Genomic DNA, 24,170 nt, shown 5'->3' on the forward strand with positions numbered 1-24,170 from the left:
CATCGACATAACGCTCCAACCAACGGGGACCTCAACACCATGCTGACCGACGACGGCAAACACCTGTACGTATCCTGGGACGAATACCACCTGCTGACCGAGCGCCTGGCGCTGAAGGTCCACGCTTCCGGCTGGGAGTTCGACCAGATCCTCTGCCTGGCCCGCGGTGGCATGCGTCCCGGTGACGTGCTCTCGCGCGTGTTCGACAAGCCGCTGGGCATCATGTCCACCAGCTCCTACCGCGCCGAGGCCGGCACGATCCAGGGTCGCCTGGACATCGCCAAGTACATCACCATGCCCAAGGGCGAACTGGCCGGCCGCGTGCTGCTGGTCGATGACCTGGCCGACTCCGGCGTCACGCTGAAGGCGGTGGTGGAGCGCCTGCGCGGCATGCCCTCGATCAGCGAGCTGCGCTCGGCGGTGATCTGGACCAAGGCCGTGTCGGCCTACGTGCCGGACTACTACGTCGAGATGCTCGAGACGAGCCCATGGATCCACCAGCCGTTCGAAGAGTACGACGGCATGGGGGCCGAGGCGCTGTCCAAGAAGTTCGCCGTCTGATGACAAAAAAAGGCCCGTGATGCAGCAGATGCAAACGGGCCTTGTTGTATCGCTGCCAGCAAATCCTCGCGGCTTTGCTGGCGTCAATGAAAAAGGCCAGCACAATGTGCTGGCCTTTTGTATTTGGTGCCCAGGAGAGGACTCGAACCTCCACGGAGTTACCCGCTAGTACCTGAAACTAGTGCGTCTACCAATTCCGCCACCTGGGCATTCAGGAAAGAAAGAGATTCTAGCATCAAAAATTTCAAGAACACCATCACGGCTTCCCCCGACGGCACCGCGCTGATGGGCGAAGTGGAGGGCGTGGTCCAGGGCCACCGCGACGGTCACGGTTTCCTGCTGCCCGACGACGGTTCGCAGGACATCTACCTGTCTTCGCAGGAGATGCATGCCGTCATGCACGGCGACCGGTTGCGCGTGCGCGTCGTGCGTCTGGACAAGCGGGGCCGCCCGGAGGGGCGCGTGCTCGAGATCCTCGAGCGCAAGAAGAAGCCCATCATCGGCCGGCTGCTGCTGGAGTCCGGCATCTGGCTGGTCGCGCCCGAAGACAAGCGCATGGGCCAGGACATCCTGATCCCGAAGAACGGCATCGCCAATGCCGCGGCTGGGCAGGTCGTCGCCGTGGAACTGACCGAGCCGCCTTCGCTGTATTCGCAGCCGGTGGGCCGCGTCGTCGAGGTGCTGGGCGAGATCGACGATCCCGGCATGGAGATCGAGATCGCCGTGCGCAAGTACGAGGTGCCGCACCGCTTCAGCCCGGCCACGCTGACCCAGGCCGCCAAGCTGCCGGAGAAACTGCGTGCCGCCGACCTGAAGAACCGCATCGACCTGCGCGACGTGGCGCTGGTGACGATCGACGGCGAGGACGCGCGCGACTTCGACGACGCCGTCTACTGCGAACCCTGCAAGCAGGGGCGTGGCAAGAACGCCTTCACCGGCTGGCGCCTGATCGTCGCCATCGCCGACGTCAGCCACTACGTGAAGCCCGGGGAGGCGCTGGACAAGGACGCCTACGAGCGCGCCACCAGCGTCTACTTCCCGCGCCGCGTGATCCCGATGCTGCCGGAGAAGATCTCCAACGGCCTGTGCTCGCTGATCCCCTACGAGGATCGCCTGTCGATGGTCTGCGACATGCTGGTCAACGAGGCCGGCGAGGTCACGGCCTACCAGTTCTATCCGGCCGTGATCCGCTCGCACGAGCGCTTCACCTACACCGAGGTGGCCGCCATCCTTGGCAACACGCACGGCCCCGAGGCCGCCAAGCGCAAGGAACTGGTGCCGCACCTGCTGCACCTGCACGAGGTCTATCGCGCGCTGCTCGCGCAGCGCCAGATCCGCGGCGCGATCGACTTCGACACGACCGAGACGCAGATCGTCTGCGACGAGAACGGCCGCATCGAGAAGATCGTCCCCCGCACGCGCAACGAGGCGCACCGCCTGATCGAGGAGGCCATGCTGGCCGCCAACGTCTGCTCGGCCGACTTCATCGCGCAGAACAAGCATCCCGCGCTGTTCCGCGTGCACGAGGGGCCGACGCCGGAGAAGCGCGTCGCACTGCAGGCCTACCTGCGCGCGCTGGGCATCGGCCTGTCGATCAGCGACAACCCGAAGCCCGCCGAGTACCAGGCCATCGCCGCCGCCACCAAGGATCGCCCGGACGCGGCGCAGATCCACAGCATGCTGCTGCGCTCGATGCAGCAGGCGATCTACACGTCCGCCAACTCCGGCCACTTCGGCCTCAGCTACGAGGCCTACACGCACTTCACCAGCCCGATCCGCCGCTACCCGGACCTGCTGGTGCACCGCGTGATCAAGTGCATCCTGGCCGGCAAGAAGTACCACCTCGACCCCGGCAAGATGGACGTGCCGATGCCGGCCAAGCGGCCCGGCCGCGCGGCGCCGATCAACCCGGCCTCGGCCTCCACCGAGATCGAGCGCTGGGACGTCGTCGGCGCCCATTGCAGCGCCAACGAGCGCCGCGCCGACGAGGCCTCGCGTGACGTCGAGGCCTGGCTCAAGTGCCGCTACATGCGCGAGCACCTGGGCGAGGAGTTCTCGGGCACCGTCAGCGCGGTGACGAGCTTCGGCCTGTTCGTGCTGCTGGATGCGCTGTACGTCGAGGGCCTGATCCACATCACCGAGTTGGGCGGCGAGTACTACCGCTTCGACGAAGTGCGGCAGGAGTTGCGTGGCGAGCGCACCGGCATCCGCTATTCGACGGGCACCAAGGTGCAGGTGCAGGTCAGCCGCGTCGACCTGGACGGCCGCAAGATCGACTTCCGCCTGGTGAAGGACAACGACGAGACCAAGCTGATCGCGCGGGCCATGCGCGACAAGGCCGGCCAGGCGGCGTCCAAGCCCAACACGGCGGTCGAGGCGCTGGAGCAGGTGCGTCGCGCGGACCGCGAGTTGAAGACGAGCCGGGGCGGCAAGACCGGCAAGGCCGCGTCGCACCCGGTGAAGGCGGCGCGCCAGGCTGCGAAGGCCGGTGCCAAGTCGGCGGGCGGCGCTAGTTCGGCTTCGGAGGCGAAGCCGCGCAAGCGTCGCTGAGCGTGCGGCGCAACTCGCGTAGCGCCGGCCCGAGTGCCGGCGGTTCGCGCAGGGCCTTGCGCGCGGCACCTACCGCCATGCGTACGCGGCCGGGCGTCTCGCCTCGCTCGATCAGTGACGAGGCTAGTGCCTGGCAGGCGGCGAGATCGTCGATCCAGTCGGCCGGCTGAAATGCGCGCCATCGCCGTGTCGCCATGCGCAGGGCGCGGAACGGCGGTGCCAGCTTCGCGATGGCCTCGATACCAGTGTTGAAGGGCACCGCCGAGCGCTCCGCTTGCGCGGGATCGAGCGCCTCGCTCAGCGCGGTCAGGGCGTCGGCGATCCGGCGGCGCAGCACATCGGCCGAATCCAGCGGCAGCAGCCACCAGGCCGCGCCGATGCCGATCAGCGCGCCGATCAGGATCTCCTCCAGCCGCAGGCCCAGCAGCGGCGTCTCGCCTTGCAGCAGCGACAAGGCCAGCGTGATGAACAGCGCCCACCAGCCATAGCCGAGCGGGCGCAGCCACACGGCCATGAACATCGCGCCCAGCATCAATGCGGCGCTCAGCCCCGGATCGGCGGCCAGGCCCGCCGTCGCCAGCGCGATCACCGTGCCGGCCGCCGCGCCGCCCAGCCGCAGGATGCCCTTGTAGAGCACGTCCAGCCGGCCCTGGCTGCCGCTGTTGACGATGAAGGCCGTCAGCACGATCCAGGCCCAGCGCTCGGCGAAGAAGCCGTAGCCCACTGCGAACGAGAGCGCGAGTGCCAGCCCCATCTGCAGCGCCATCCGTGTGCTCGGCAGCGGGCGCATCGCCGAGGTTGGCTTCGTGTGCGCGGGTGCGGCCCGGGCCGGCGGCGCCTGCAGCAAGCCCAGCCTCAGCCCGAGCGCATGGACGACGCTGACACAGAACAGCGCCAGTAGCGCGACGATCGTCGGCAGCGCAAGTGCCAGCAGGGGCCCGACGTGCCGTGGCGGCGAATAGGGCGTCACGAGGATCACGACGAAGGGCAGAGCGATCAGCGTGCCCGCCTTGTGCCCGGCGGGGCCGAAGCGGCGCAGCCAGATCGACGCGGCGATGGCCAGCGTGAAGGCTGCGGCGCCCGCGATCGGCGCATGGCGCAGCAGCATCGCCACACCCAGCGCTGCGACGCTCACCAGCGGCAGCACTACGGCCGCCTCGATGCGACCGCGCAGGCTGCGGTCCAGCTGGCTGCGCGACAGGGACAGGCACAGGACCACGGCCAGCACCATCGGCCCCATCTCGGCGTCGATCGCCCGCGTGCAGGCCAGCGTGGCCAGCGCGGCCAGCAGCGTGGCGATGGCCTCGTACAGGGCGCGCCGGAGTTGGGTCATGCGCCGCGCGCCCAGGCGTGCAGTGCGTGCATGCGCTCGACCAGGTCGGCGGCGCGCAGCGGGCCGGCGGCCTGGCTCTCTCCCGCATGGCCGTGCCAGTGGACCGCCGCGGCGGCGATGGCGGCGGGCTCGCTGTGCGGCATCTGCGCCCATAGCCCACCGATCCAGCCGGCCAGCACATCGCCGGTGCCGGCGGTGGCGAGCGCGGCGCTGCCGCTGGTGTTGATCGCCGGCAAGCGCCCCGGTGAGGCAATGGCGCTGCCGGAACCCTTCAGCACCACGGTGCAATGCAACTCATCGGCGAGTGTCTGGGCGGCACGCAGGCGGCCGGCCTGCACCTCGGCGACGGTGCAGCCGAGCAGGCGGGCCGCTTCGAGCGGATGCGGGGTGAGGATCGTCTGCGCGTCGCGGTCTTTCAGCGCCTGGCGCAGCAGCGGATCGGCGGCGACGGCATTGAGGGCGTCGGCGTCGAGCACGAGCCTTGAGGCCTGCTCGATGACAGGGGCCAGGTCTTGCCCGATCGCCGCGCCGCCACCGCATCCGGCGATGACGGTCTTGCCGGCGAGGGCAGTGTCGTACCGCGCGTGCATCAGTTCGGGTCGCTGCGTGTCGAACTCGGCTGCAGCTTCGTCCAGCAGGCGGAGGTAGACGCGGCCCGCACCGGCCGCCAGTGCCGCTCGCCCAGCCAGCAGCAGTGCGCCCTGCATGCCGGCGGCACCGCCGACGAGCAGCACGTTGCCCTGCACGCCCTTGTGGCTTGCCGGGCCGGCCGGATCGAGCGGCAGCGCCAGCACGGCGTCGCGGCCGAGCAGCAGGGCGTCGGGCGCCGTCGTTGGCGTCACGCCGAGATCGTCGAACCAGATCTGGCCCGCCTGCGCCCGGCCCTGCGCAGTGAAGAGGCCCGGCTTCAGTGTGAGCAGGCTCAGTGTGTGGTCGGCGCGCACCGCCTGCGTGCCGATCGGAACGCCGGTGTCGGCGAGCAGGCCGCTGGGCAGGTCGACGGCAATTACCGGCGCGTCGAGTGCGTTGATCCGTGCGATCGCCGCCGCCAGTTCGGCGCTCGGCGGTCGGTTCAGCCCAAGGCCCAGCAGTGCGTCGATCGCCAGGGCCACCGGCTCGGCAGGAGGCTCCAGGCCGACGTGAACGCGGCGCCCCTGCGCGGCGAGCAGGCGGGCGGCGATCCGGCCGTCGCCGCCGTTGTTGCCGGGGCCGCAGGCCACCCAGATCGCGCCCTCGCGCGGCTGCAGCGCCAGTGTGAGGCGGGCGACGGCCAGGCCGGCGCGTTCCATCAGTTCGTCTTCAGGCCGGCCCGCCAGCGCGGCTGTCTCGATCGCGCGGCTGCTGGCGGTGCCGAACAGCGGCAGGCTGGCGGCGAGGGGGATGATTCTGCGCAGGCTCATCCGGCCCAGCATCTCAGGCGAAACGGGTGATGTCCAGTCCGGCCAGGTCCACTTCGGGCGACAGGCGCGCGATCTGCTCCGCCAGTGCGCGGGCGGCTCCGCAGGCCAAGGTGAAGCCGCTGTCGCCGTGGCCGAGGTTGAGCCAGATGCCGGCCAGGCCGCTGCTGCCGAGTACCGGCAGACCATCGGGCAATTCGCCGTGCGGCCCCTGCCAGCGCTGGACCTGCCCGGCCACCATTGCGCCGGGGAACCAGTCGTGCAGCGCTTGGTGCAGTGCCGCCTCGTCCGTGCCGAGCGCGCGCACGCGCTGGCCGATGCGGCCGATGTGGATCTGCCGCTGCTGGTCGAACAACGCGCCGCGCGGGCCCAGGTCGGGGTGGGCTTCGAGCTGGCGCAGCGGCGCGGTGATCGAGCAGCTCTGCACCGGATCGATCGGCAGCTTCAGCGTGCGCAGCAGCGCCGCCGAATCCTGGGCCGCGCAGACGACGACGGCGTCGAAGGCCTGCTGCTGCGGCCCGAGTTCGGCCGGCTGCGTGTCGCCCGCGTCGGGCTGGCGCGTAGCCGGCCCCGGCGCGGTCTCGCGTGGCGGCGTGTACTCGTGCGTCAGCCGTGCCGGCGCGCCGGGCTCGACCGCGCGCACGGTCGTGTGGAAGCGGAACTGCACGCCGAGCCGCTGTGCCTCCAGCCGGAGCTGATGGGCGAGCTGCCGGCAATTGCCGACCTCGGCCTGCGGCAGCAGTACACCGCCGTGCAGCGTGTGATCGGGATTCAGGCCGGGCTCGGCGGCGCGGCATTGATCGGCGTCGAGTTCTCGCGCGGTGATGCCGGCCTCGGCCAGGATCGCGAGCCCCGGTGCGATGGCCTGCTGGTCCTTGGCCGTGCGCAGCAGCACCAGCAGGCCCTCCGCGCGCTCGTAGTCCAGCTGCAGGGCGCGGCGCAGTTCGCGCAGGCGCTCGAAACTGTAGGTGGCCAGCTTCAGCAGCCGTTGCTGGCGCTCGGGCAGCGTCGCGTCGCGCTGGGCCTTCCAGCGCTGGCGCTGGCGGCCACCGAACAGCGAGAAGCCGACGCGCGTCCAGGGCAGGGCGAGGCCCGGTGCCACGAGGCCGCTGTTGGCAAAGCTGGCTTCGGCGGCGACGCTGCCGCGGCGCTCGAAGACGGTGACTTCGTGGCCGTCGGAGGCTAGTTCGTAGGCCGTGCTGACGCCGGCGATGCCGGCGCCGATGATGGCGATGCGCATGTCAGTGCACCGCCTTCTTCTGGACTTCGGCTTCGACCTGCAGGGCGATGTCGAGGATGGTGTCGTCCTGGCCGCCAGTGCTCCACAGCATCAGGCCCACCGGCAGCTCGCCCGGGGCGTGACAGGGCAACGAGATCGCGCAGCCGTCCAGCGCATTGACGATGCTGGTGTTGCGCAGCAGCAGGCCGTTGGCGGCGTAGTAGGCAGCGTCGCTGTCCAGCAGCGGTTGCAGCAGCGGCGCGACGACGGGCACCGTGGGGCTCAGCACGGCGTCGAAGCCCTGCAGCGCCGATTCCATCGCTGCAATCCACGCACGGCGTGCGGCGATGCGGTCGAGCAGATCGGCGCCGCTGATCGCCTCGCCTTCACGGATGCGGCGCGCAACGCGCGGATCGTAGGCATCGCCGCGTTCGGCCAGCAGCTTGCGATGCCAGGCCCAGGCCTCGGCGGCGACGCTGGAGACGCGGTAGGGCTGCAGCGTAGCCAGCGCTGCCAGCGGGATTTCCTCGATCTGCGCGCCAGCCTGGCGCAGCGCGGCCAGGCTGCGCTCGAAGGCGCTGGCTACGGTCGCGTCCATGCCGTCCTGGAACACCGGCTGCACGACGGCCAGGCGTCGCGCACGCAGAGGGCGGGCCGTCAGCCGGACCCGGCGCTCGGCCAGGATCTCGTGCAGCAGCACCGCGTCGCGCACCGAGCGGGTGATGGCGCAGGCGGTATCCAAGGCCGGCGACAGCGGGATCGTGCCTTCGGTCGGCGTCAGCCGCGTGGTGTTCTTGAAGCCGACCAGGCCTTGCAGCGCGGCCGGGATGCGGATCGAGCCGCCGGTGTCGGAGCCCAGTGCGGCCCAGGCCGCGCCGGCAGCGACGCTGACCGCGGCGCCGGAACTGGAGCCTCCGGGGATGCGGGCCAGGCCGTCGATGGCCCGCGTCACCGGGTTCAGCGGCGTGCCGTGGTGCGGGTTCAGGCCGAGGCCGGAGAAGGCGAACTCGGTCATGTTCGTGTGGCCGATCAGCGCGGCACCGGCGCGGCGCAGTCGCGCCACCGCGGGGCAATCGGCGGCGGCAGGCGCGGCGTCCGCCAGTGCGCGGGAGCCGGCGGTGGTCGGCTGTTCGGCGACGTCGAACAGGTCCTTGATGCTGATGGTCAGGCCGCCGAGCGGGGCTCGCGGCGCACCCGCGGCGGCGATCGCGTCGGCGGCGTTGGCCACGGCCTGCGCCGAATCGGCGAACTCGCGGACGAAGGCATGGCGACAGGCCTCGCCGCGCAGGGCTTCGAGGTTGTGGGCCAGGGCGTCGCGCGCGCTCAAGCGGTCGTCTTGCAGGCGCGAGAGCGCGCCAAGAAGATCGTCGGACATCGGTTCGTGTATACTCTTTGGGTTTTGCCGGGGGTGGCTCGCGATGAGTTGCTTCTACGAGCAAGACAAAAACGCAAATCCGGCCTTGAAAGGTGTCTGCTCCTGTTTCGCATCAGGACAGATTCGCGCCGGATTTTAGACACAACCCTTCGGAGTATTAGACATGTCCGTCACGATGCGCGAGATGCTGGAAGCCGGCGTCCACTTTGGTCACCAAACCCGCTTCTGGAACCCCAAGATGGCCCCGTATATCTACGGCCATCGCAACAAGATTCACATCATCAACCTGGAAAAGACGCTGCCCGCGTTCCAGGAAGCGATGAAGTTCATCGGCAAGCTGTCGGCCAAGCGCGGCACGATCCTGTTCGTCGGCACCAAGCGCCAAGCCCGTGAAGTCGTCGCGATGGAAGCCCAGCGCGCCGGCATGCCCTTCGTCGACCAGCGCTGGCTGGGCGGCATGATGACCAACTTCAAGACGGTCAAGGCTTCGCTGAAGAACCTGAAGGACATGCAAGCCCAGGTCGATGCCGGCACGCAGCCCGCCATCAAGAAGGAAGCGCTGATGTTCCAGCGCGACCTGGCCAAGCTGGAAAAGAACATCGGCGGCATCCAGGACATGACGGCCCTGCCGGACGCCATGTTCGTCATCGACGTCGGCTATCACAAGATCGCCATCGCCGAAGCCAAGAAGCTGGGCATTCCGGTCATCGGCGTGGTTGACACCAACCACTCGCCCGAAGGCATCGACTACGTGATCCCTGGCAACGACGACTCGGCCAAGGCCGTCGCCCTGTATGCCAAGGCCGTGGCTGACGCCGTGCTGGAAGGCAAGGCCAACGCGACCAACGAAGTGGTCCAGGCCGTGGCTGCCGCTGGCGACGAATTCGTGGAAGTGAACGAAGGCGCTTAATTCCCCGCCCGGTTACATGAACAAAGGGGGCTGAGATTCAGCCCCCTTCGTCCAACGATTGATGGAGATTGAACGAATGGCTGCAATTACCGCAAGCATGGTTGGCGAGCTGCGCGCCCGCACCGACGCTCCGATGATGGAGTGCAAGAAGGCCCTGACGGAAGCCGAAGGCGACCTGTCCCGCGCGGAAGAGATCCTGCGCGTCAAGCTGGGCAACAAGGCCGGCAAGGCTGCCTCGCGCGTGACCGCCGAAGGCGTCGTCGCGGCTGCCGTCGTCGGCGGCCACGGTGCCCTGGTCGAAGTGAACTGCGAAACCGACTTCGTCTCGAAGAACGACGCGTTCCTGGCCTTCGTGAACGCCGTCGCCGGCCTGATCGCCGAACAGAACCCGGCCGACGTGGCTGCGCTGTCGGCCCTGCCGCTGTCGCAAGAAGGCTTCGGCCCGACGGTCGAAGACGTGCGCAAGGGTCTGATCGGCAAGATCGGCGAGAACATGACGATCCGCCGCTTCCAGCGCTACGCCGGTGCCAACCTGGCGTCTTACCTGCACGGCACCCGCATCGGCGTGATGGTCGAGTTCGACGGCGATGCCGTGGCTGCCAAGGACGTCGCGATGCACATCGCCGCCATGAAGCCGGTCGCGCTGTCGGGCGCCAATGTCTCGGCCGAACTGGTCGAGAAGGAGCGCAAGATCGCCACCGAGAAGGCTGCCGAATCGGGCAAGCCGGCCGACATCGTCGCCAAGATGGTCGAAGGCTCGGTGCAGAAGTTCCTGAAGGAAGTCTCGCTGCTGGATCAGGTCTTCGTGAAGGCCGCTGACGGCAAGCAGACCGTTGCCGCGATGCTGAAGGACAAGGCTACGACGGTGAAGGGCTTCACCCTGTACGTCGTCGGCGAAGGCATCGAGAAGAAGGTCGACGACTTCGCCGCCGAAGTGGCTGCGCAAGTGGCCGCCGCCAAGGGCGCGTAAGACTCGGTAAAAAGGCCCCGAGGCTTGATCGAACAAAGGGCGCCTCAGGCGCCCTTTATTACACTCGTGCCAGCTCTTTCTCGCCGGGCCGCCCACAAGGCGGTTCGGCCGGCACTCCCCCAACACCCAAAGCACATAGAGGTCATCCATGCCCGCCCACAAACGCATCCTGCTCAAGCTCTCCGGCGAAGCCCTGATGGGCGATGACGCCTACGGCATCAATCGCGCGACGATCGTGCGGATGGTGCAGGAGGTTCGCGAGGTGGTGCAACTGGGCGTGGAAGTGGCGGTCGTGATCGGCGGCGGCAACATCTTCCGCGGCGTGGCGGGTGGCTCCGTCGGCATGGACCGCGCGACGGCCGACTACATGGGCATGCTGGCCACGGTGATGAACTCGCTGGCGCTGGCCGACACGATGCGCCAGGAGGGCATGGTGGCCCGGGTGATGTCGGCGATCGCCATCGAGCAGGTCGTCGAACCCTATGTGCGGCCGAAGGCGCTCCAGTACCTCGAAGAGGGCAAGGTCGTCATCTTCGCCGCCGGCACCGGCAACCCCTTCTTCACGACCGACACCGCCGCCGCGCTGCGCGGCGCCGAGATCGGTGCCGAAATCGTGCTGAAGGCTACCAAGGTGGACGGCATCTACACCGCCGATCCCAAGAAGGATCCCGAGGCCACCCGCTACAACCGCATCAGCTTCGACGAGGCGATCATCAAGAACCTCCAGGTGCTGGATGCCACCGCCTTCGCGCTGTGCCGCGACCAGAAGCTGCCGATCCGCGTGTTCAGCATCTTCAAGCCGGGTGCGCTGAAGCGCGTCGTCATGGGTGACGACGAGGGTACGCTCGTCCACGTCTGAACGGCCGCCGCATTACACAGGGGCGTTAAAGTCATGCCCCAGTCATTTGGGGTGCGCGCGCCGATGCGCTCCCGCGGCAGAGAACAAGGATTCGAATCATGAGCATTGCAGACATCAAGAAAACCGCCGAGACCAAGATGGCGAAGTCGGTGGAATCGCTGAAGGGGGATCTGCAGAAGATCCGTACGGGCCGTGCCCACCCTGGCATCCTCGACCAGGTCAGCGTCGACTACTACGGCTCGATGGTGCCGGTCTCGCAGGTTGCCAACGTCAGCCTGCTCGACGCCCGCACGATCAGCGTCCAGCCCTGGGAGAAGGGCATGGGCGCCAAGATCGAGAAGGCGATCCGCGAAAGCGACCTGGGCCTGAACCCGTCCTCGCAGGGCGACCTGATCCGCGTCCCGATGCCGCCGCTGACCGAGGAGCGCCGCCGCGACCTGACCAAGGTCGTGCGCAACGCCGGTGAAGACGCCAAGGTGGCCGTGCGCAACCTGCGCCGCGATGCCAACGAGCAGGCCAAGAAGCTGCTGAAGGACAAGGAAATCGGCGAAGACGACGAGCGCCGCAGCCTCGACGACGTGCAGAGGCTGACCGACCGCGTGATCGCCGAGATCGACAAGCTGGTCGCGTCCAAGGAAGCCGAAGTCCTGGCGGTCTGAGCGAGCGCGCGCCGTGACGACGAACGCTCCCATGCAGGACCTGCCCGTTCCGCGCCACGTCGCCATCGTCATGGATGGCAACGGCCGCTGGGCGAAGAAACGCTTTTTGCCGCGCTTCTTCGGCCACAAGCAGGGCGTGGACGCGGTGATGAAGACCATCCAGGCCTGCATCGACCGCGACATCGAATACCTGACCGTCTTCGCGTTCTCGTCCGAGAACTGGAAGCGCCCCGCCGAGGAGGTCTCGGGCCTGATGGGCCTGGTGCTGGCCGCCGTGTCGCGCTACCTCGCCAAGATCGGCCAGATGGGCGTGCGCGTGCGCGTCGTCGGTGACCGCGACACGATCTCGCCGAAGCTGCGCCAAGTGTGGGCCGATGCCGAAGAAGCCACCAAGCACAACACCAAGCTGAACCTGTCCGTGGCCTTCAACTACGGCGGCCGCTGGGACATCGTGCAGGCGGCGCAGAAAGCCATCCGCGCCGGCGTGTCGGCGGACGAACTGACCGAGAGCAAGCTCTCCGAGTTCATGGCGATGAACTTCGCGCCGGACCCGGACCTGTTCATCCGCACCGGCGGCGAGGTCCGCATCAGCAATTTCCTGCTCTGGCAGGTGGCCTATACCGAATTCGTGTTCTCGGACACGCTGTGGCCCGAGTTCGGCGGGGCGCAGTTGGACGCGGCGATCGCCGCGTTCCGCCAGCGCGATCGCCGCTTCGGCGGCGTGAAGACGGCAGAGGACGCGGCCGTCACGGCATAGCGTTATCAGGCCCTAACCGATGCTCAAACAACGTGTCATCACGGCCATCGTTCTGCTGGCCATTCTGCTGCCGGCGCTGTTTGCCGCTTCCCCCTGGCCGTTCGCGCTGCTGACCCTGGTCATGATCGGCGCGGGTGGCTGGGAATGGTCGCGGCTCAACGGCGCAGACGGCACGCCGGCCATCGTGTTCGGTCTCGGCCTCGCGGCCGTCTGCGGTGCGACTTTGGTCGCCCTGGGCTTGAATGCACCGCCGGCCTGGTGCTGGTGGCTGGTCGGCGCGGTCTGGGTGCTGGGCGGCGCCTACGCGCTGCGCGGCGGCCCGGCCGGCTGGCCCAAGGTCGCCCGGCTGCCGCGGCTCGTGTTGGGGGCGCTGGCGCTCTGGGCCGCTTGGCTGGCGATCGTGCAGGCTAAGACGGTGGGCATCAACTACCTGCTGTCGATCTTCTGCCTGGTCTGGGCGGCTGACATTGCTGCCTACTTCGGCGGCCGCGCGTTCGGCAAGCGCAAGCTGGCGCCGGCGATCAGCCCGGGCAAGAGCTGGGCGGGCGTGTGGTCGGGCATGGTCGGCGTGATCGTGCTGGGCTTCGTCTGGGTGCATGGCATCGACCTGCACTTCGCTGTCGACTCGGCCAGCCTGTTTTCCGTGCTGGTGCGGCGCATGCACGTCGTGAGCCTGCTCGCCATCATCTTCCTCTGCGCGATGAGCGTCGTCGGCGATCTGTTCGAATCGCTGATCAAGCGGGCCGTCGGCGCCAAGGACAGCAGCGGACTGCTGCCCGGCCACGGCGGCGTGCTCGACCGTGTCGACGCATTGCTGCCCGTGTTTCCCCTTGCGCTTGCCTTGAGCTCCCTCTGATGACATCCCCCACTCGACGCGTCTGCGTTCTCGGCTCGACCGGCTCCGTCGGCACCAACACGCTGGACGTGCTGGCCCGCCACCCCGAGCGCTACGAGGTGTTCGCCTTGAGCGCGATGAGCCGCGTCGACGACCTGCTGGCGCAGTGCCTGCAGCACAAGCCCCGCTTCGCGGCGATGCCCGATGCGACCAAGGCCGCCGAACTGCGCGCGAAGCTGCGCGAGGCCGGCAGCCGCACCGAAGTGCTGGCCGGCGCGGAGAGCCTCTCGGAAATCGCCGCCCATCCGGACGTGGACATGGTGATGGCTGCCATCGTCGGCGCCGCGGGCCTGGCGCCCTGCCTGGCGGCAGCCCGCGCGGGCAAGCGCCTGCTGCTGGCGAATAAGGAAGCGCTGGTCGTCGGCGGCGCGCTGTTCATGCAGGCGGTGGAAGAGGGCGGCGCGACCTTGCTGCCGATCGACTCCGAGCACTCGGCGATCTTCCAGTGCCTGCCCGAGGATCGCAGCGCGTGGCCTCATCGCATCGACCACATCGTGCTGACGGCCTCCGGCGGCCCGTTCCGCCAGCGTGATCCGAAGACCCTGGCCGACGTCACCCCGGACCAGGCATGCGCGCATCCGAACTGGGTGATGGGCCGCAAGATCTCGGTCGACTCGGCGACGATGATGAACAAGGCGCTCGAGGTGATCGAGGCGCGCTGGCTGTTCGGCCTCGCGCCCGAGCAGATCAAGGTGCTGATCCATCCGCAGAGCATCGTGCATTCGATGGTCGTGTGCCGCGACATGTCGGTGCTGGCGCAGCTCGGCACGCCGGACATGCGCGTGCCGATCGCCTATGGCCTGTCCTTCCCGGAACGCATCGAATCCGGCGCCGGCCGGCTTGACCTGCTGAAGACCCCGCCGCTGAGCTTCGAGGAGGCCGATGCGATCCGCTTCCCCGGCCTGCACCTGTCCTGGCAGGCGCTGCGCAGTGCCGAGGGTTCGACGGCAGTGCTCAACGCCGCCAACGAGGAGGCGGTTGCCGCCTTCCTGGACCGCCGCCTGCGCTTCGACCAGATTTACCGTGTCAACGCGCAGAGCCTGGAGCAGTTGCTGCCCGAGGCCGGTGATTGCGCCAGCGTCGACGGCCTGCTGAACCTGGACGCCCGTGCCCGCCGTTATGCCCAAGAGCTGATCGCGAGCCTCGCATGACGGACCTGCTGGCCTTTCTGGTCACCCTGGCGGTGCTGATCCCGATCCACGAGTACGGGCACTACCGGGTGGCGAAGGCCTGCGGCGTGCGCGTGCTGCGCTTCTCGTTCGGTTTCGGCCGCGTGCTGTGGCGCCGCCAGGCCTCGCCCGATTCGACCGAGTTCACGATCTCCGCGATCCCGCTGGGTGGCTATGTGCGCCTGCTGGGACATGGCGACAGCGCGACCCTGCCGCCGCAACTGCGCGCCGAAGCCTTCGACAACCATCCGCTGCGTCATCGCGTGGCGACGATTGCCGCGGGGCCGCTGGCCAACCTGCTGCTGGCGATCGTGCTGTTCGGCTGCGCCAGCTGGATCGGCATGGACGAGCCGGTGGCGCAGCTGGGCACGCCTGCGGCCGGATCGGTCGCCGAGCGTGCCGGACTGCGTTCCGGCGACAAGGTGCTCGCCAGCTCGGACGACGGCATGGACTGGCAGGCCGTGCAGTCGATGCCGGAGCTGATCGGCGAGGCCGTCGAGGCGATCGCCGATGGCCGCAAGCTCTACCTGCAGGTCGACGGCAGCGCCGTCGGCAACGGCCACCGCATCGTGGTGCTGGATACCGACAAGCTGCCTTCGCGCGAGATCGACGCGTCGACTTCGCGGCAACTCGGCCTGAGCCTGTACGGCGAACCGATCATCACCCGCATCATCGTCGGCGGCGCCGGCGACCGGGCCGGCCTGCATGCCGACGACCGCGTGCTGGCCGTCGACGGTGTGTCCATCGCCGATGGGGCGCAACTGCGTGAGCGCATCCGCGTCGCGGTCGATGGCGCGCAGGGGCGTGCTATGCACTGGCGCATCGAGCGCATGGGCCAGACGCAGGACATCGATGTGCAGCCGGGCGTCGTCGACGAGGCCGGCACGAAGATCGGCCGGCTGGAGATCCTGATCGGCGGCACGCCGCAGATGGTCCATGTGAGCCGTGGCCTGGTCGACGGCCTCGTGCGCGGCGCCCAGCGCACCTGGGACACCTCCTGGATGACGCTGAAGATGTTCGGCCGGATGATCGTCGGCGAGGCTTCGCTGAAGAACCTCAGCGGGCCGTTGTCGATCGCCGACTACGCCGGCCAGTCGGCACGGCTCGGTATCGCTTCGTTTCTGAGTTTTCTCGCCTTCGTAAGCGTGAGCCTTGGCGTGTTCAACCTGCTGCCGTTGCCGATGCTCGATGGCGGACACCTGATGTATTATCTTTTCGAGGGTCTGACCGGCCGCCCGCTTTCAGACTGGTGGCAACAGCAACTCCAGCGCGCCGGCGCGCTGATCCTGGTGCTGATGATGGTTCTCGCCCTTTCCAACGACGTCGTCGCCCGCCTGCCGGGCCTGCATTGATCCCCCGCATGTCCTCATCGAACAAGAAGACTGGAGCGCGCCTGCGCCCCTCGCTCATGACTTTGGCCCCGATTGCCATCGTGGCCTCCATGCAGTCGGGCGCCGCCTGGGCCGTGGACCCATTCGTCATCAAGGACATCCGCGTCGACGGCCTGCAGCGCACGGACCCCGGCACGGTCTTCGCTTCGCTGCCCTTCCGCATCGGCGACACGTACACCGACGACAAGAGCGCGGCCGCGCTGCGCGCGCTGTTCGCCACCGGCCTGTTCAAGAACCTGCGCATCGACATCGACGGCGACTCGGTCGTCGTCGTCATCGAGGAACGGCCGATCATCGCGAACGTGTCCTTCGTCGGCCTGAAGGAATTCGACACCGAGGCGCTGACCAAGTCACTGAAGGACGTCGGCATCGGCGAAGGCAAGCCCTTCGACAAGGCCCTGGCCGACCGCGCCGAGCAGGAACTGAAGCGCCAGTACCTGACGCGCAGCCTGTACGGCGCCGAGGTCACCACCACGATCACGCCGCTGGAACGCAACCGCGTCAACGTCAGCTTCAACGTGACCGAAGGCGAACCGGCCAAGATCGCCGAGATCCACATCACCGGCAACAAGGTGTTCTCCGAGAGCACGCTGCTGGGCCTGCTGGAGCAGACCACCAGCGGCTGGCTGACCTGGTACACGAAGACCGACCGTTACTCCCGGGCCAAGCTCAATGCCGACCTGGAAACGATCCGCTCGTACTACCTGAACCGTGGCTACCTGGAGTTCGCCGTCACGTCCACGCAGGTGACGATCTCGCCGGACAAGCAGAGCATCAACATCGCCGTCACGGTGAGCGAGGGCCAGCCCTACACGGTGACCGGCATCAAGCTCGAGGGCGAGTACTTCGGCCGCGAGGAAGACTTCAAGCACCTGATCAAGCTGAAGCCGGGCGAGGCCTACCAGGGCGAGGCAGTGGCGCAGACGACGCGGGCCTTCTCCGACCTGTTCGGCACCTACGGCTACGCCTTCGCCCGCGTGGACAGCCGCACCGACATCAACCGCGAGAAGGGCACCGTGGACGTGACCTTCACCTCCGAGCCGCAGCGCCGCGTCTACGTGCGCAAGGTGATCGTCTCCGGCAACACGCGCACGCGCGACGAGGTCATCCGCCGCGAGTTCCGTCAGTTCGAATCGGCCTGGTACGACGGCCAGCGGATCAAGAATTCGCGTGACCGCGTCGAGCGCCTGGGCTACTTCAAGGACGTGACCGTCGACACCCAGGAAGTGCCTGGCGCGCAGGATCAGGTGGACGTGATCCTGACCGTCACCGAGCGGCCCACCGGCAACATCAGCGTCGGCGCCGGCTATTCGAGCCAGCAGAAGCTGTCGCTGACCGGCTCGATCCGCCAGGACAACGTGTTCGGCTCCGGTAACTACCTGGGCATCGACCTGAACACCGCCTACACCGGCCGTTCGGCGGTGATCTCGACGGTGGACCCGTACTTCACCGTGGACGGCGTCTCGCGTGCGGTGGACCTTTTCTACCGCACCACCAAGCCTTACAACACGCTGGGTGAGCAGTACGAACTGATCAGCCACGGTGCCTCGGTGCGCTTCGGTGTGCCGTTCTCGGAGCTGGACACGGTGTTCTTCGGCATCGGCTACGAGCGTACGAACATCTCGACCAACGCCGGCCTGCCCAACACCTACCTGATCTACATCAACGAGATCGGCCAGAACAGCATCTCGATCCCGCTGACCATCGGCTGGCAGCGCGACAGCCGCGACAGCGTGCTGGCCCCGCAGAAGGGCAAGTACCAACGCGTCAACCTGGAACTGAGCCCCGGCGGCCAGGCCCAGTACGCCCGCATGAACTTGCAGTACCAGCAGTACTTCGACATCACGCGCAAGATCAGCCTGGGCATCAACAGCGAACTGGGTTGGGGCGTGGGTCTCAACGGTCGCCCGTATCCGATCTTCAAAAACTTCTACGGCGGCGGCCTGGGCTCGGTCCGCGTGTTCGAAGCCGGCACGCTGGGCACGCCCGACGTCACCGGCTCCTATGTCGGCGGCAATCGGCGCTTCAACCTGAACGCCGAGCTCTACCTGCCGGTGCCCGGCAGCGGCAACGACAAGACCTTCCGCCTGTTCGGCTTCATGGACGCCGGCGGCGTCTGGAACGAAGAAACGAAGCTGAACTGGAACGTGCTGACCAGCCAGAACCCGAACATGATCCGCGCCTCGGCCGGTATCGGTCTGTCCTGGACCTCGCCGATGGGCCCCCTGCGCCTCTCCTACGGCACGCCGATTCGCAAGGATCCGCGCGATAGAATCGAAAAATTCCAATTCCAGATCGGGACTGCATTCTGATGATGAGCAAGCTGTTGAAGTCGATGGCCCTGGTGGCCGTGATGAGCATGTCGGCGCTGACGGCGCAGGCGCAAGACGGCCCGCTGAAGATTGGTTACGTCAATAGCGAGCGGGTCCTGCGTGAAGCCAATCTGGCCAAGGCTGCCCAACTGAAGCTCGAGACCGAGTTCGGCAAGCGCGACAAGGATCTGAAGGATCTGGAAGCCAAGCTGCGCACGGCTGCCGACAAGCTCGAGAAGGACGCACCGACCCTGGCCGAGGCCGAAAAGAGCCGCCGCCAGCGCGATCTGGTCGAGCAGGATCGCGACCTGCAGCGCAAGCGCCGCGAATTCCAGGAAGACCTGAACCAACGCAAGCAGGAAGAGCTGTCTGGCGTCGTCGAGCGCGCCAACAAGGTCATCAAGCAGATCTTCGACAACGAGAAGTACGACCTGATCCTGCAGGATGCGATCCACTTCAGCGCCCGCGTGGACATCACCAAGAAGGTGATCGACGCGCTGAACGCGCAAAAGTAATCCGTGATGGCTCAGCCAGTCTCACTGGCCGAAGTAATCGCCGCCTTGGGCGGCGATCTTCTTGGTGACGCCGAAATCCGCATCGGCCGGATCGGGCCGCTCGCCGAGGCCGATGCGCAGACGCTGAGCTTCCTGTCCAACCCGCGCTACCAGTCGCAACTGGCCACCAGCGGTGCGGCCTGCGTGATCGTGGCGCCGGCCTTCGCCGAGACGGCGGCCACGCGCGGTGCGGCGATCGTTACGCCGGACCCTTACCTGTATTTCGCCCGCCTCACCCAGTGGTGGGCGGCACGGGTGCGGCCGCAGGCGGCAGCGCGCATCCATCCGGCGGCGGTGATCGATCCGGCTGCGGTGATCGGCGAGGGCGTGGACATCGGCCCGCTGGCCGTCATCGAGGCCGGCGCCCGCATCGGCGATGGTGCCCGCATCGGCGCGCACTGCGTGGTCGAGCGCAATGCTTCGGTCGGTGCCGGTACGCGCCTGGCACCGCGCGTCACGCTGGGCTTCGATTGCCGCATCGGCGAGCGCTGCATCGTGCACAGCGGCGTCGTCATCGGTGCCGACGGTTTCGGCTTCGCGCCCGACAAGGGAACCTGGGTGAAGATCGAGCAGCTCGGTGCGGTGGCGATCGGCAACGACGTCGAAATCGGCGCCAACACCTGCATCGATCGCGGCGCGCTGGACGATACGGTGATCGAGGACGGCGTCAAGCTCGACAACCAGATCCAGATCGGCCACAACGTGCGCATCGGCGCGCATACGGCGATGGCCGGGTGCTCGGCGATTGCCGGCAGCACGACGATCGGCAAGCACTGCACGATCGGCGGCGCGGCGATGATCATCGGCCACCTGACCCTGGCCGATAACGTGCACATCTCGATGGGCACGGCGATCACGCGCAGCATCGCCAAGCCGGGCCAGTACAGCGGCGTGTTCCCGTTCGACGACAACGCCAGCTGGGAGAAGAACGCGGCCACCCTGCGCCAGTTGCATGCCCTGCGCGAGCGCATCCGCGCCTTAGAACGCAAGGCGTAGCCTTGCGGGGCGCAGGCTTGCCTGCGTCAAAAGAACACTTGGAAAATACACGACATGGACATCCACGACATCCTCAAGAAGCTCCCGCACCGCTACCCCATCCTGCTGGTGGACCGGGTGCTGGAAGTGGAGAAGGGTCAGCGCATCCGCGCGCTGAAGAACGTGTCCATCAACGAGCCGCATTTCAACGGCCACTTCCCGCACCGCCCGGTGATGCCCGGCGTGCTGATCCTCGAAGCGCTGGCCCAGGCCGCGACGCTGCTGGCCCTGTACAGCACCGATGACCTGGTGCTGGACGAGAGCACCGTCGTCTACTTTGCCGGCATCGACAACGCGCGCTTCAAGCGCCCGGTCGAGCCGGGCGACGCGCTGTTCCTCGACGTGACGCTGGACCGTGCCAAGGCCGGAATCTACAAGTTCGGCGCCAGGGCGCTGGTGGGTGAGCAACTCGCCGCCGAGGCCGAGCTGATGTGCACGATGCGGCGCCTCAAGCCCTGAACATGACTGGCAATATCCACCCGACCGCGATCGTCGAAGCAGGCGCGCAGTTGCACCCCACGGTGACGGTGGGGGCCTACAGCCTGATCGGCCCGCACGTGAAGATCGGCGCCGGTACCAAGGTCGGCCCGCACTGCGTGATCGAGGGCCACACGACGATCGGCGAGAGCAACAAGTTCTACCAGTTCAGCTCGATCGGTGCCCACAACCAGGACATGAAGTACGCCGGCGAGCCGACCCAGCTCGTCATCGGCGATCGCAACGTGATCCGCGAGTTCTGCACCTTCAACATCGGCACGGTGCAGGACAAGGGTGTCACGACGATCGGCAGCGACAACTGGATCATGGCCTACGTCCATGTGGCCCATGACAGCGTGATCGGCAACCACAACGTGCTGGCCAATGGCGTGACCTTGGCTGGCCACGTGGAGATCGGCGACTGGGTCACCGTCGGCGGCCTCAGCGGCATCCTGCAGCGCATGCGCATCGGCTCGCAGGCGATGATCGGCTTCCAGGCGCATGTCGCGATGGACGTGCCGCCGTTCATGACGGTCGACGGCAACCCGCTGGCCGCGCGCGCCGTGAACCTGATCGGCCTGAAGCGCCGCAACTTCAGCGACGAGCGCATCGCATCGATCCGCCAGATCTATAAGCTGCTCTACCGCCAGGGCCTGACGCTGGACGAAGCGATCCAGCAGATCGACGCGCTGGGCGGCGAGGACGCCGTGCTCATGCGCGATTTCCTGGCCACCGCGAAGCGGGGCATCGTTCGCTGATGAAGCTGGGGCTTGTCGCCGGCGAAGCCTCCGGCGATTTGCTCGGCGGATTGTTGTTGGCCGGTTTGCGTGAACGCTGGCCTGCATTGCGTTCGGAAGGCATCGGCGGCCCGAAGATGATCGCCCAGGGTTTCGAGACCTGGTGGCCGCACAGCAAGCTGTCGATCTTCGGCTACGTGGACGCGCTCTTGAACATCCGTGAACTGCTGGCCATTCGCAAGCAACTCGGTGACCGACTGCTGGCCGACAAGCCAGCCGCCTTCATCGGCATCGACGCTCCCGATTTCAACTTCGGCCTCGAAGAACGGCTGAAGCAGCAGGGCATCAAGACGATCCACTTCGTCTGCCCCTCGATCTGGGCCTGGCGGGCGGAGCGAGTCGAGAAGATCAAGCGCTCGGCCGACCATGTGCTGTGCCTGTTCCCGTTCGAGCCCGAACTGCTGCATGCACATGGCATTGGCGCGAGCTACGTCGGTCATCCTCTGGCGGACGCAATCCCGCTGGAGCCGCCTCAGGCTGCGGCACGGGCGGCCATCGGCCTTGCCGAGAACGAGACCGTCGTCGCCCTGCTACCCGGCAGCCGCCGCAGCGAGATCAAGTACATCGCCCCGCCGATGCTGGGCGCCGCGCTGCTGATGCAGCAGGCGCGGCCCGGCCTGTGTTTCGTGATGCCGGTGGCGCCAGGCTTGCGCGAGATGCTCGCGCCGCTGGTACCCGCGGGCCTGAACCTGACGCTGCTGGACGGCCGCTCGCACGAGGCGCTGGCCGCCTGCGATATGACGCTGGTTGCCAGCGGCACGGCCACGCTGGAAGCGGCGCTGTTCAAGCGGCCAATGGTGATCGCCTACAAGGTCAACGCGCTGAACTGGTGGCGGATGAAGGGCAAGAACTACCAGCCCTGGGTCGGTCTGCCGAATGTGCTGGCGCGCGAGTTCCTGGTGCCCGAGCTGATCCAGGACCAATGCACCGCCGAGAACCTGGCCCGCGAGGGCCTGGCCTGGCTGGACGATCCGGCGCGCTGCACGGCCGTGCAGGCGCGCTTCGCCGAGCAACACCAACTGCTGCGCTGCAATACCGCGCAAAGGGCCAGCGATGCGATCGCGCAAGTCATCGGCAGTGCCTGAACAACTGGGCCTGAGCTGGGATGCCATCGGCCTGATGGCCGGCGTCGACGAGGCGGGCCGCGGGCCGCTTGCCGGCCCGGTCGTGGCCGCCGCGGTGATCCTTGACGAACTGCAGCCGATCCACGGCCTGGCCGATTCCAAGGTGCTGACCGAGAAGAAGCGCGAGCGCCTGTACGACGAGATCCATGCGAAGGCGCTGTGCTTCTGCATAGCCGAGGCGACGGTCGAGGAGATCGACCGGCTGAACATCCTGCACGCGACGATGCTGGCGATGCGCCGCGCCGTCGAGGGCCTGCGGTTGAAGCCGGCGAAGGTGCTGGTGGACGGCAACCGCATCCCTGTGCTGCGGATCCCGGCCGAGGCGATCGTCGGTGGCGATGCCAAGGTGCAATCGATCTCGGCGGCCTCGATCCTGGCCAAGGTCCATCGCGACCGTTGCTGCGTGGCGATGCACGCCACGCTGCCGCACTACGGCTTCGCCGCGCACAAGGGATACGGCACGACCGAGCACCTGGCGGCGCTGCGCGAACACGGCCCCTGCGACTGGCACCGCCGCAGTTTCGCGCCGGTGCGCGAGGCGATCCGATGAGCCAGGCAGCGCAGGGCCGCCCCAAGCAAGTGGCGATCCCCTTGGGGGATCGGCTGATGTACCCATCAGACGAGGGGCCGACATGACGCTACTGCACATCACGTCCAAGGACAACCCGGTCCTGCAGCGCCTGCGCAAGCTGAGCCAGGACGGCGGCGCCTACCGCAAGCTCGGTTCGGTCTGGCTGGAAGGCGACCATCTCGTGCGTGCCTGCCTGCAGCGCGGGTTCCCGGTGACGCAGGCCGTGCTGACGGAGGCCGCCGCGGCCGACCCGGCACTGCGTGCGCTGGCCGAGGCCGCACTGCGGATGCTGGTCGTGCCGACGGCGCTGTTCAAGACGATCAGCGGGCTGGAGTCGCCGGCGCAGATCGGCTTCGAGGTGCCACACGATGGGGGTCAGGTCTTGACTTCCGGGCTCGATTCGATCGTGCTCGATCGCCTGCAGGACGCTGGCAACGTCGGCACGATCTTGCGCAGCGCTGCGGCGCTGGGCTTCCGCCAGATCCTCGCGCTGAAGGGCACGGCGGCGTTGTGGTCGCCGAAGGTGCTGCGCGCTGGCATGGGCGCGCATTTTGGGTTGCGCCTGATCGAGGGCCTGGCGCCCGCCGACCTGGATCGGCTCGGCGTGCCCTTGATCGCCACCAGCTCGCATGCCGATGCGCAGATCCACCGCATCGCGCTGCCACAGCCCTGCGCCTGGGTGATGGGCCACGAAGGGCAGGGCGTCCAGGGCGAGCTGATGCAGCGCTGCGCCTTGACGGTGGGCATCCCGCAGCCGGGCGGCGAGGAATCGCTGAACGTCGGCGCGGCCGCTGCGATCTGCCTGTACGAGAGTGCACGCCAGCGCGCTAGCGAGTGATTCGCCGAAGTCAAGAAACTGTTACTTCCTGGTTTCCGCCGACATGCGGATGACGCCGGCGACGAACTTGCTGACCATAACCTGACCGGCCCGCGTGCTTCATGTCGAAGCACCTCCGGTCCCTGCCGGTGTGGAGGAGCAGTCCCATGGTTACCAAAGTCGATGCCGTCGCTCGCAGCGCCACGCTGCGCCTGGTCCCCAGCGCCGAAGGGCCCGTCCTGCGGGCCTCGATGCCGCCCGACTCCGGCCGCGCCGATTTCGGCAAGGTCAGCGCCCATGCCTTCGACCTGATCTCGAAACTGACCGGCCATCCCTGCCTGTCTGGACGTTTCCGCTTCGAGTTCGAGGACTTGTTCGTCAACCGGGCCATGGCCGTCGACCTGGTCGCCGACAAGCTGATCACCGGCTGAGATCGGA

At 67.6% G+C, this 24,170-nt stretch carries 23 protein-coding genes and 1 tRNA gene; 19 read left to right on the forward strand and 5 right to left on the reverse strand.

The features are described 5' to 3' along the window. Window positions 1–39: 39 nt before the first annotated feature. A complete protein-coding gene (locus tag SNE35_RS21435) occupies window positions 40–561 on the forward strand; it encodes a phosphoribosyltransferase (protein ID WP_320425055.1) in 522 nt (173 codons plus the stop codon). A 124-nt stretch (window positions 562–685) separates the two neighbouring features. Here SNE35_RS21435 and SNE35_RS21440 read toward each other — a convergent pair. Then, a tRNA-Leu gene (locus tag SNE35_RS21440) sits at window positions 686–770 on the reverse strand. Window positions 771–846: 76 nt separating this feature from the next. Between SNE35_RS21440 and rnr the strand changes: the two genes are divergently transcribed. Next, on the forward strand, window positions 847–3,111 hold the full coding sequence (gene rnr / locus SNE35_RS21445; RefSeq protein ID WP_320425056.1) for a ribonuclease R: 2,265 nt from the start codon (window positions 847–849) through the stop codon (window positions 3,109–3,111). Here rnr and SNE35_RS21450 read toward each other — a convergent pair. From SNE35_RS21450 to SNE35_RS21465, 4 genes are read right to left on the reverse strand one after another with little or no spacing between them, the layout of a single operon-like run. Next, on the reverse strand, window positions 3,071–4,444 hold the full coding sequence (locus SNE35_RS21450) for an FUSC family protein (protein ID WP_320425057.1): 1,374 nt from the start codon (window positions 4,442–4,444) through the stop codon (window positions 3,071–3,073). The two genes, rnr and SNE35_RS21450, sit on opposite strands and share 41 nt — an antisense overlap. Beyond that, window positions 4,441–5,844, reverse strand: coding sequence for an NAD(P)H-hydrate dehydratase (locus SNE35_RS21455; protein WP_320425058.1), 1,404 nt, complete (start codon window positions 5,842–5,844; stop codon window positions 4,441–4,443). The genes SNE35_RS21450 and SNE35_RS21455 overlap by 4 nt, the downstream gene beginning before the upstream one ends. Before the next feature lie 13 nt (window positions 5,845–5,857). Further along, window positions 5,858–7,081: an FAD-dependent oxidoreductase gene (locus SNE35_RS21460; protein ID WP_320425059.1), complete on the reverse strand. Its 1,224-nt coding sequence runs from the start codon at window positions 7,079–7,081 to the stop codon at window positions 5,858–5,860. 1 nt (window position 7,082) lies between these two features. Next, window positions 7,083–8,435 carry an amidase gene (locus SNE35_RS21465; protein ID WP_320425060.1) on the reverse strand — a complete coding sequence of 451 codons (1,353 nt, stop codon included), beginning with the start codon at window positions 8,433–8,435 and terminating at the stop codon, window positions 7,083–7,085. 163 nt (window positions 8,436–8,598) lie between these two features. On the opposite strand from SNE35_RS21465, the gene rpsB reads away from it, so the two are divergent. From rpsB to SNE35_RS21550, 17 genes are all read left to right on the forward strand, one after another. Continuing rightward, on the forward strand, window positions 8,599–9,345 hold the full coding sequence (gene rpsB / locus SNE35_RS21470; RefSeq protein ID WP_320425061.1) for a 30S ribosomal protein S2: 747 nt from the start codon (window positions 8,599–8,601) through the stop codon (window positions 9,343–9,345). A 76-nt stretch (window positions 9,346–9,421) separates the two neighbouring features. After that, complete coding sequence (tsf, locus tag SNE35_RS21475; RefSeq protein WP_320425062.1) at window positions 9,422–10,315, forward strand: translation elongation factor Ts; 894 nt, start codon at window positions 9,422–9,424, stop codon at window positions 10,313–10,315. A 148-nt stretch (window positions 10,316–10,463) separates the two neighbouring features. Beyond that, the gene (gene pyrH, locus SNE35_RS21480) at window positions 10,464–11,174 is read left to right on the forward strand and encodes a UMP kinase (RefSeq protein WP_320425063.1); all 711 of its coding nucleotides are present in this window, start codon (window positions 10,464–10,466) and stop codon (window positions 11,172–11,174) included. Between the two features lie 98 nt (window positions 11,175–11,272). Continuing rightward, window positions 11,273–11,833 carry a ribosome recycling factor gene (gene frr, locus SNE35_RS21485; protein WP_320425064.1) on the forward strand — a complete coding sequence of 187 codons (561 nt, stop codon included), beginning with the start codon at window positions 11,273–11,275 and terminating at the stop codon, window positions 11,831–11,833. 31 nt (window positions 11,834–11,864) lie between these two features. After that, on the forward strand, window positions 11,865–12,590 hold the full coding sequence (gene uppS, locus SNE35_RS21490; protein WP_320425304.1) for a polyprenyl diphosphate synthase: 726 nt from the start codon (window positions 11,865–11,867) through the stop codon (window positions 12,588–12,590). A 19-nt stretch (window positions 12,591–12,609) separates the two neighbouring features. Next, window positions 12,610–13,446: a phosphatidate cytidylyltransferase gene (locus SNE35_RS21495; RefSeq protein WP_320425065.1), complete on the forward strand. Its 837-nt coding sequence runs from the start codon at window positions 12,610–12,612 to the stop codon at window positions 13,444–13,446. Beyond that, on the forward strand, window positions 13,446–14,636 hold the full coding sequence (ispC, locus tag SNE35_RS21500) for a 1-deoxy-D-xylulose-5-phosphate reductoisomerase (RefSeq protein ID WP_320425066.1): 1,191 nt from the start codon (window positions 13,446–13,448) through the stop codon (window positions 14,634–14,636). Before SNE35_RS21495 ends, ispC begins: the two co-directional genes overlap by 1 nt. Further along, on the forward strand, window positions 14,633–16,006 hold the full coding sequence (gene rseP / locus SNE35_RS21505) for an RIP metalloprotease RseP (RefSeq protein ID WP_320425067.1): 1,374 nt from the start codon (window positions 14,633–14,635) through the stop codon (window positions 16,004–16,006). The genes ispC and rseP overlap by 4 nt, the downstream gene beginning before the upstream one ends. Before the next feature lie 56 nt (window positions 16,007–16,062). Further along, window positions 16,063–18,357 carry an outer membrane protein assembly factor BamA gene (gene bamA / locus SNE35_RS21510; RefSeq protein WP_320425068.1) on the forward strand — a complete coding sequence of 765 codons (2,295 nt, stop codon included), beginning with the start codon at window positions 16,063–16,065 and terminating at the stop codon, window positions 18,355–18,357. A gap of 2 nt (window positions 18,358–18,359) precedes the next feature. Then, entirely contained in the window at window positions 18,360–18,872 is a 513-nt protein-coding gene (locus tag SNE35_RS21515) for an OmpH/Skp family outer membrane protein (protein WP_320425305.1), read from the forward strand. Between the two features lie 6 nt (window positions 18,873–18,878). After that, entirely contained in the window at window positions 18,879–19,907 is a 1,029-nt protein-coding gene (lpxD, locus tag SNE35_RS21520) for a UDP-3-O-(3-hydroxymyristoyl)glucosamine N-acyltransferase (protein WP_320425069.1), read from the forward strand. 54 nt (window positions 19,908–19,961) lie between these two features. Then, window positions 19,962–20,405: a 3-hydroxyacyl-ACP dehydratase FabZ gene (fabZ, locus tag SNE35_RS21525; RefSeq protein ID WP_320425070.1), complete on the forward strand. Its 444-nt coding sequence runs from the start codon at window positions 19,962–19,964 to the stop codon at window positions 20,403–20,405. A 2-nt stretch (window positions 20,406–20,407) separates the two neighbouring features. Then, a complete protein-coding gene (gene lpxA / locus SNE35_RS21530) occupies window positions 20,408–21,181 on the forward strand; it encodes an acyl-ACP--UDP-N-acetylglucosamine O-acyltransferase (RefSeq protein WP_320425071.1) in 774 nt (257 codons plus the stop codon). Beyond that, window positions 21,181–22,305 carry a lipid-A-disaccharide synthase gene (gene lpxB / locus SNE35_RS21535; protein WP_320425072.1) on the forward strand — a complete coding sequence of 375 codons (1,125 nt, stop codon included), beginning with the start codon at window positions 21,181–21,183 and terminating at the stop codon, window positions 22,303–22,305. The genes lpxA and lpxB overlap by 1 nt, the downstream gene beginning before the upstream one ends. Further along, on the forward strand, window positions 22,274–22,894 hold the full coding sequence (gene rnhB / locus SNE35_RS21540; RefSeq protein WP_320425073.1) for a ribonuclease HII: 621 nt from the start codon (window positions 22,274–22,276) through the stop codon (window positions 22,892–22,894). Before lpxB ends, rnhB begins: the two co-directional genes overlap by 32 nt. Window positions 22,895–22,976: 82 nt before the next feature. Then, window positions 22,977–23,753, forward strand: coding sequence for a TrmH family RNA methyltransferase (locus SNE35_RS21545; RefSeq protein WP_320425074.1), 777 nt, complete (start codon window positions 22,977–22,979; stop codon window positions 23,751–23,753). Between the two features lie 146 nt (window positions 23,754–23,899). After that, window positions 23,900–24,163, forward strand: a complete 264-nt coding sequence (locus SNE35_RS21550; RefSeq protein ID WP_320425075.1) for a hypothetical protein — start codon at window positions 23,900–23,902, stop codon at window positions 24,161–24,163. Window positions 24,164–24,170: the final 7 nt, after the last annotated feature.

This window comes from Roseateles agri, assembly GCF_034043675.1.
Lineage (GTDB): Bacteria > Pseudomonadota > Gammaproteobacteria > Burkholderiales > Burkholderiaceae_C > KK5.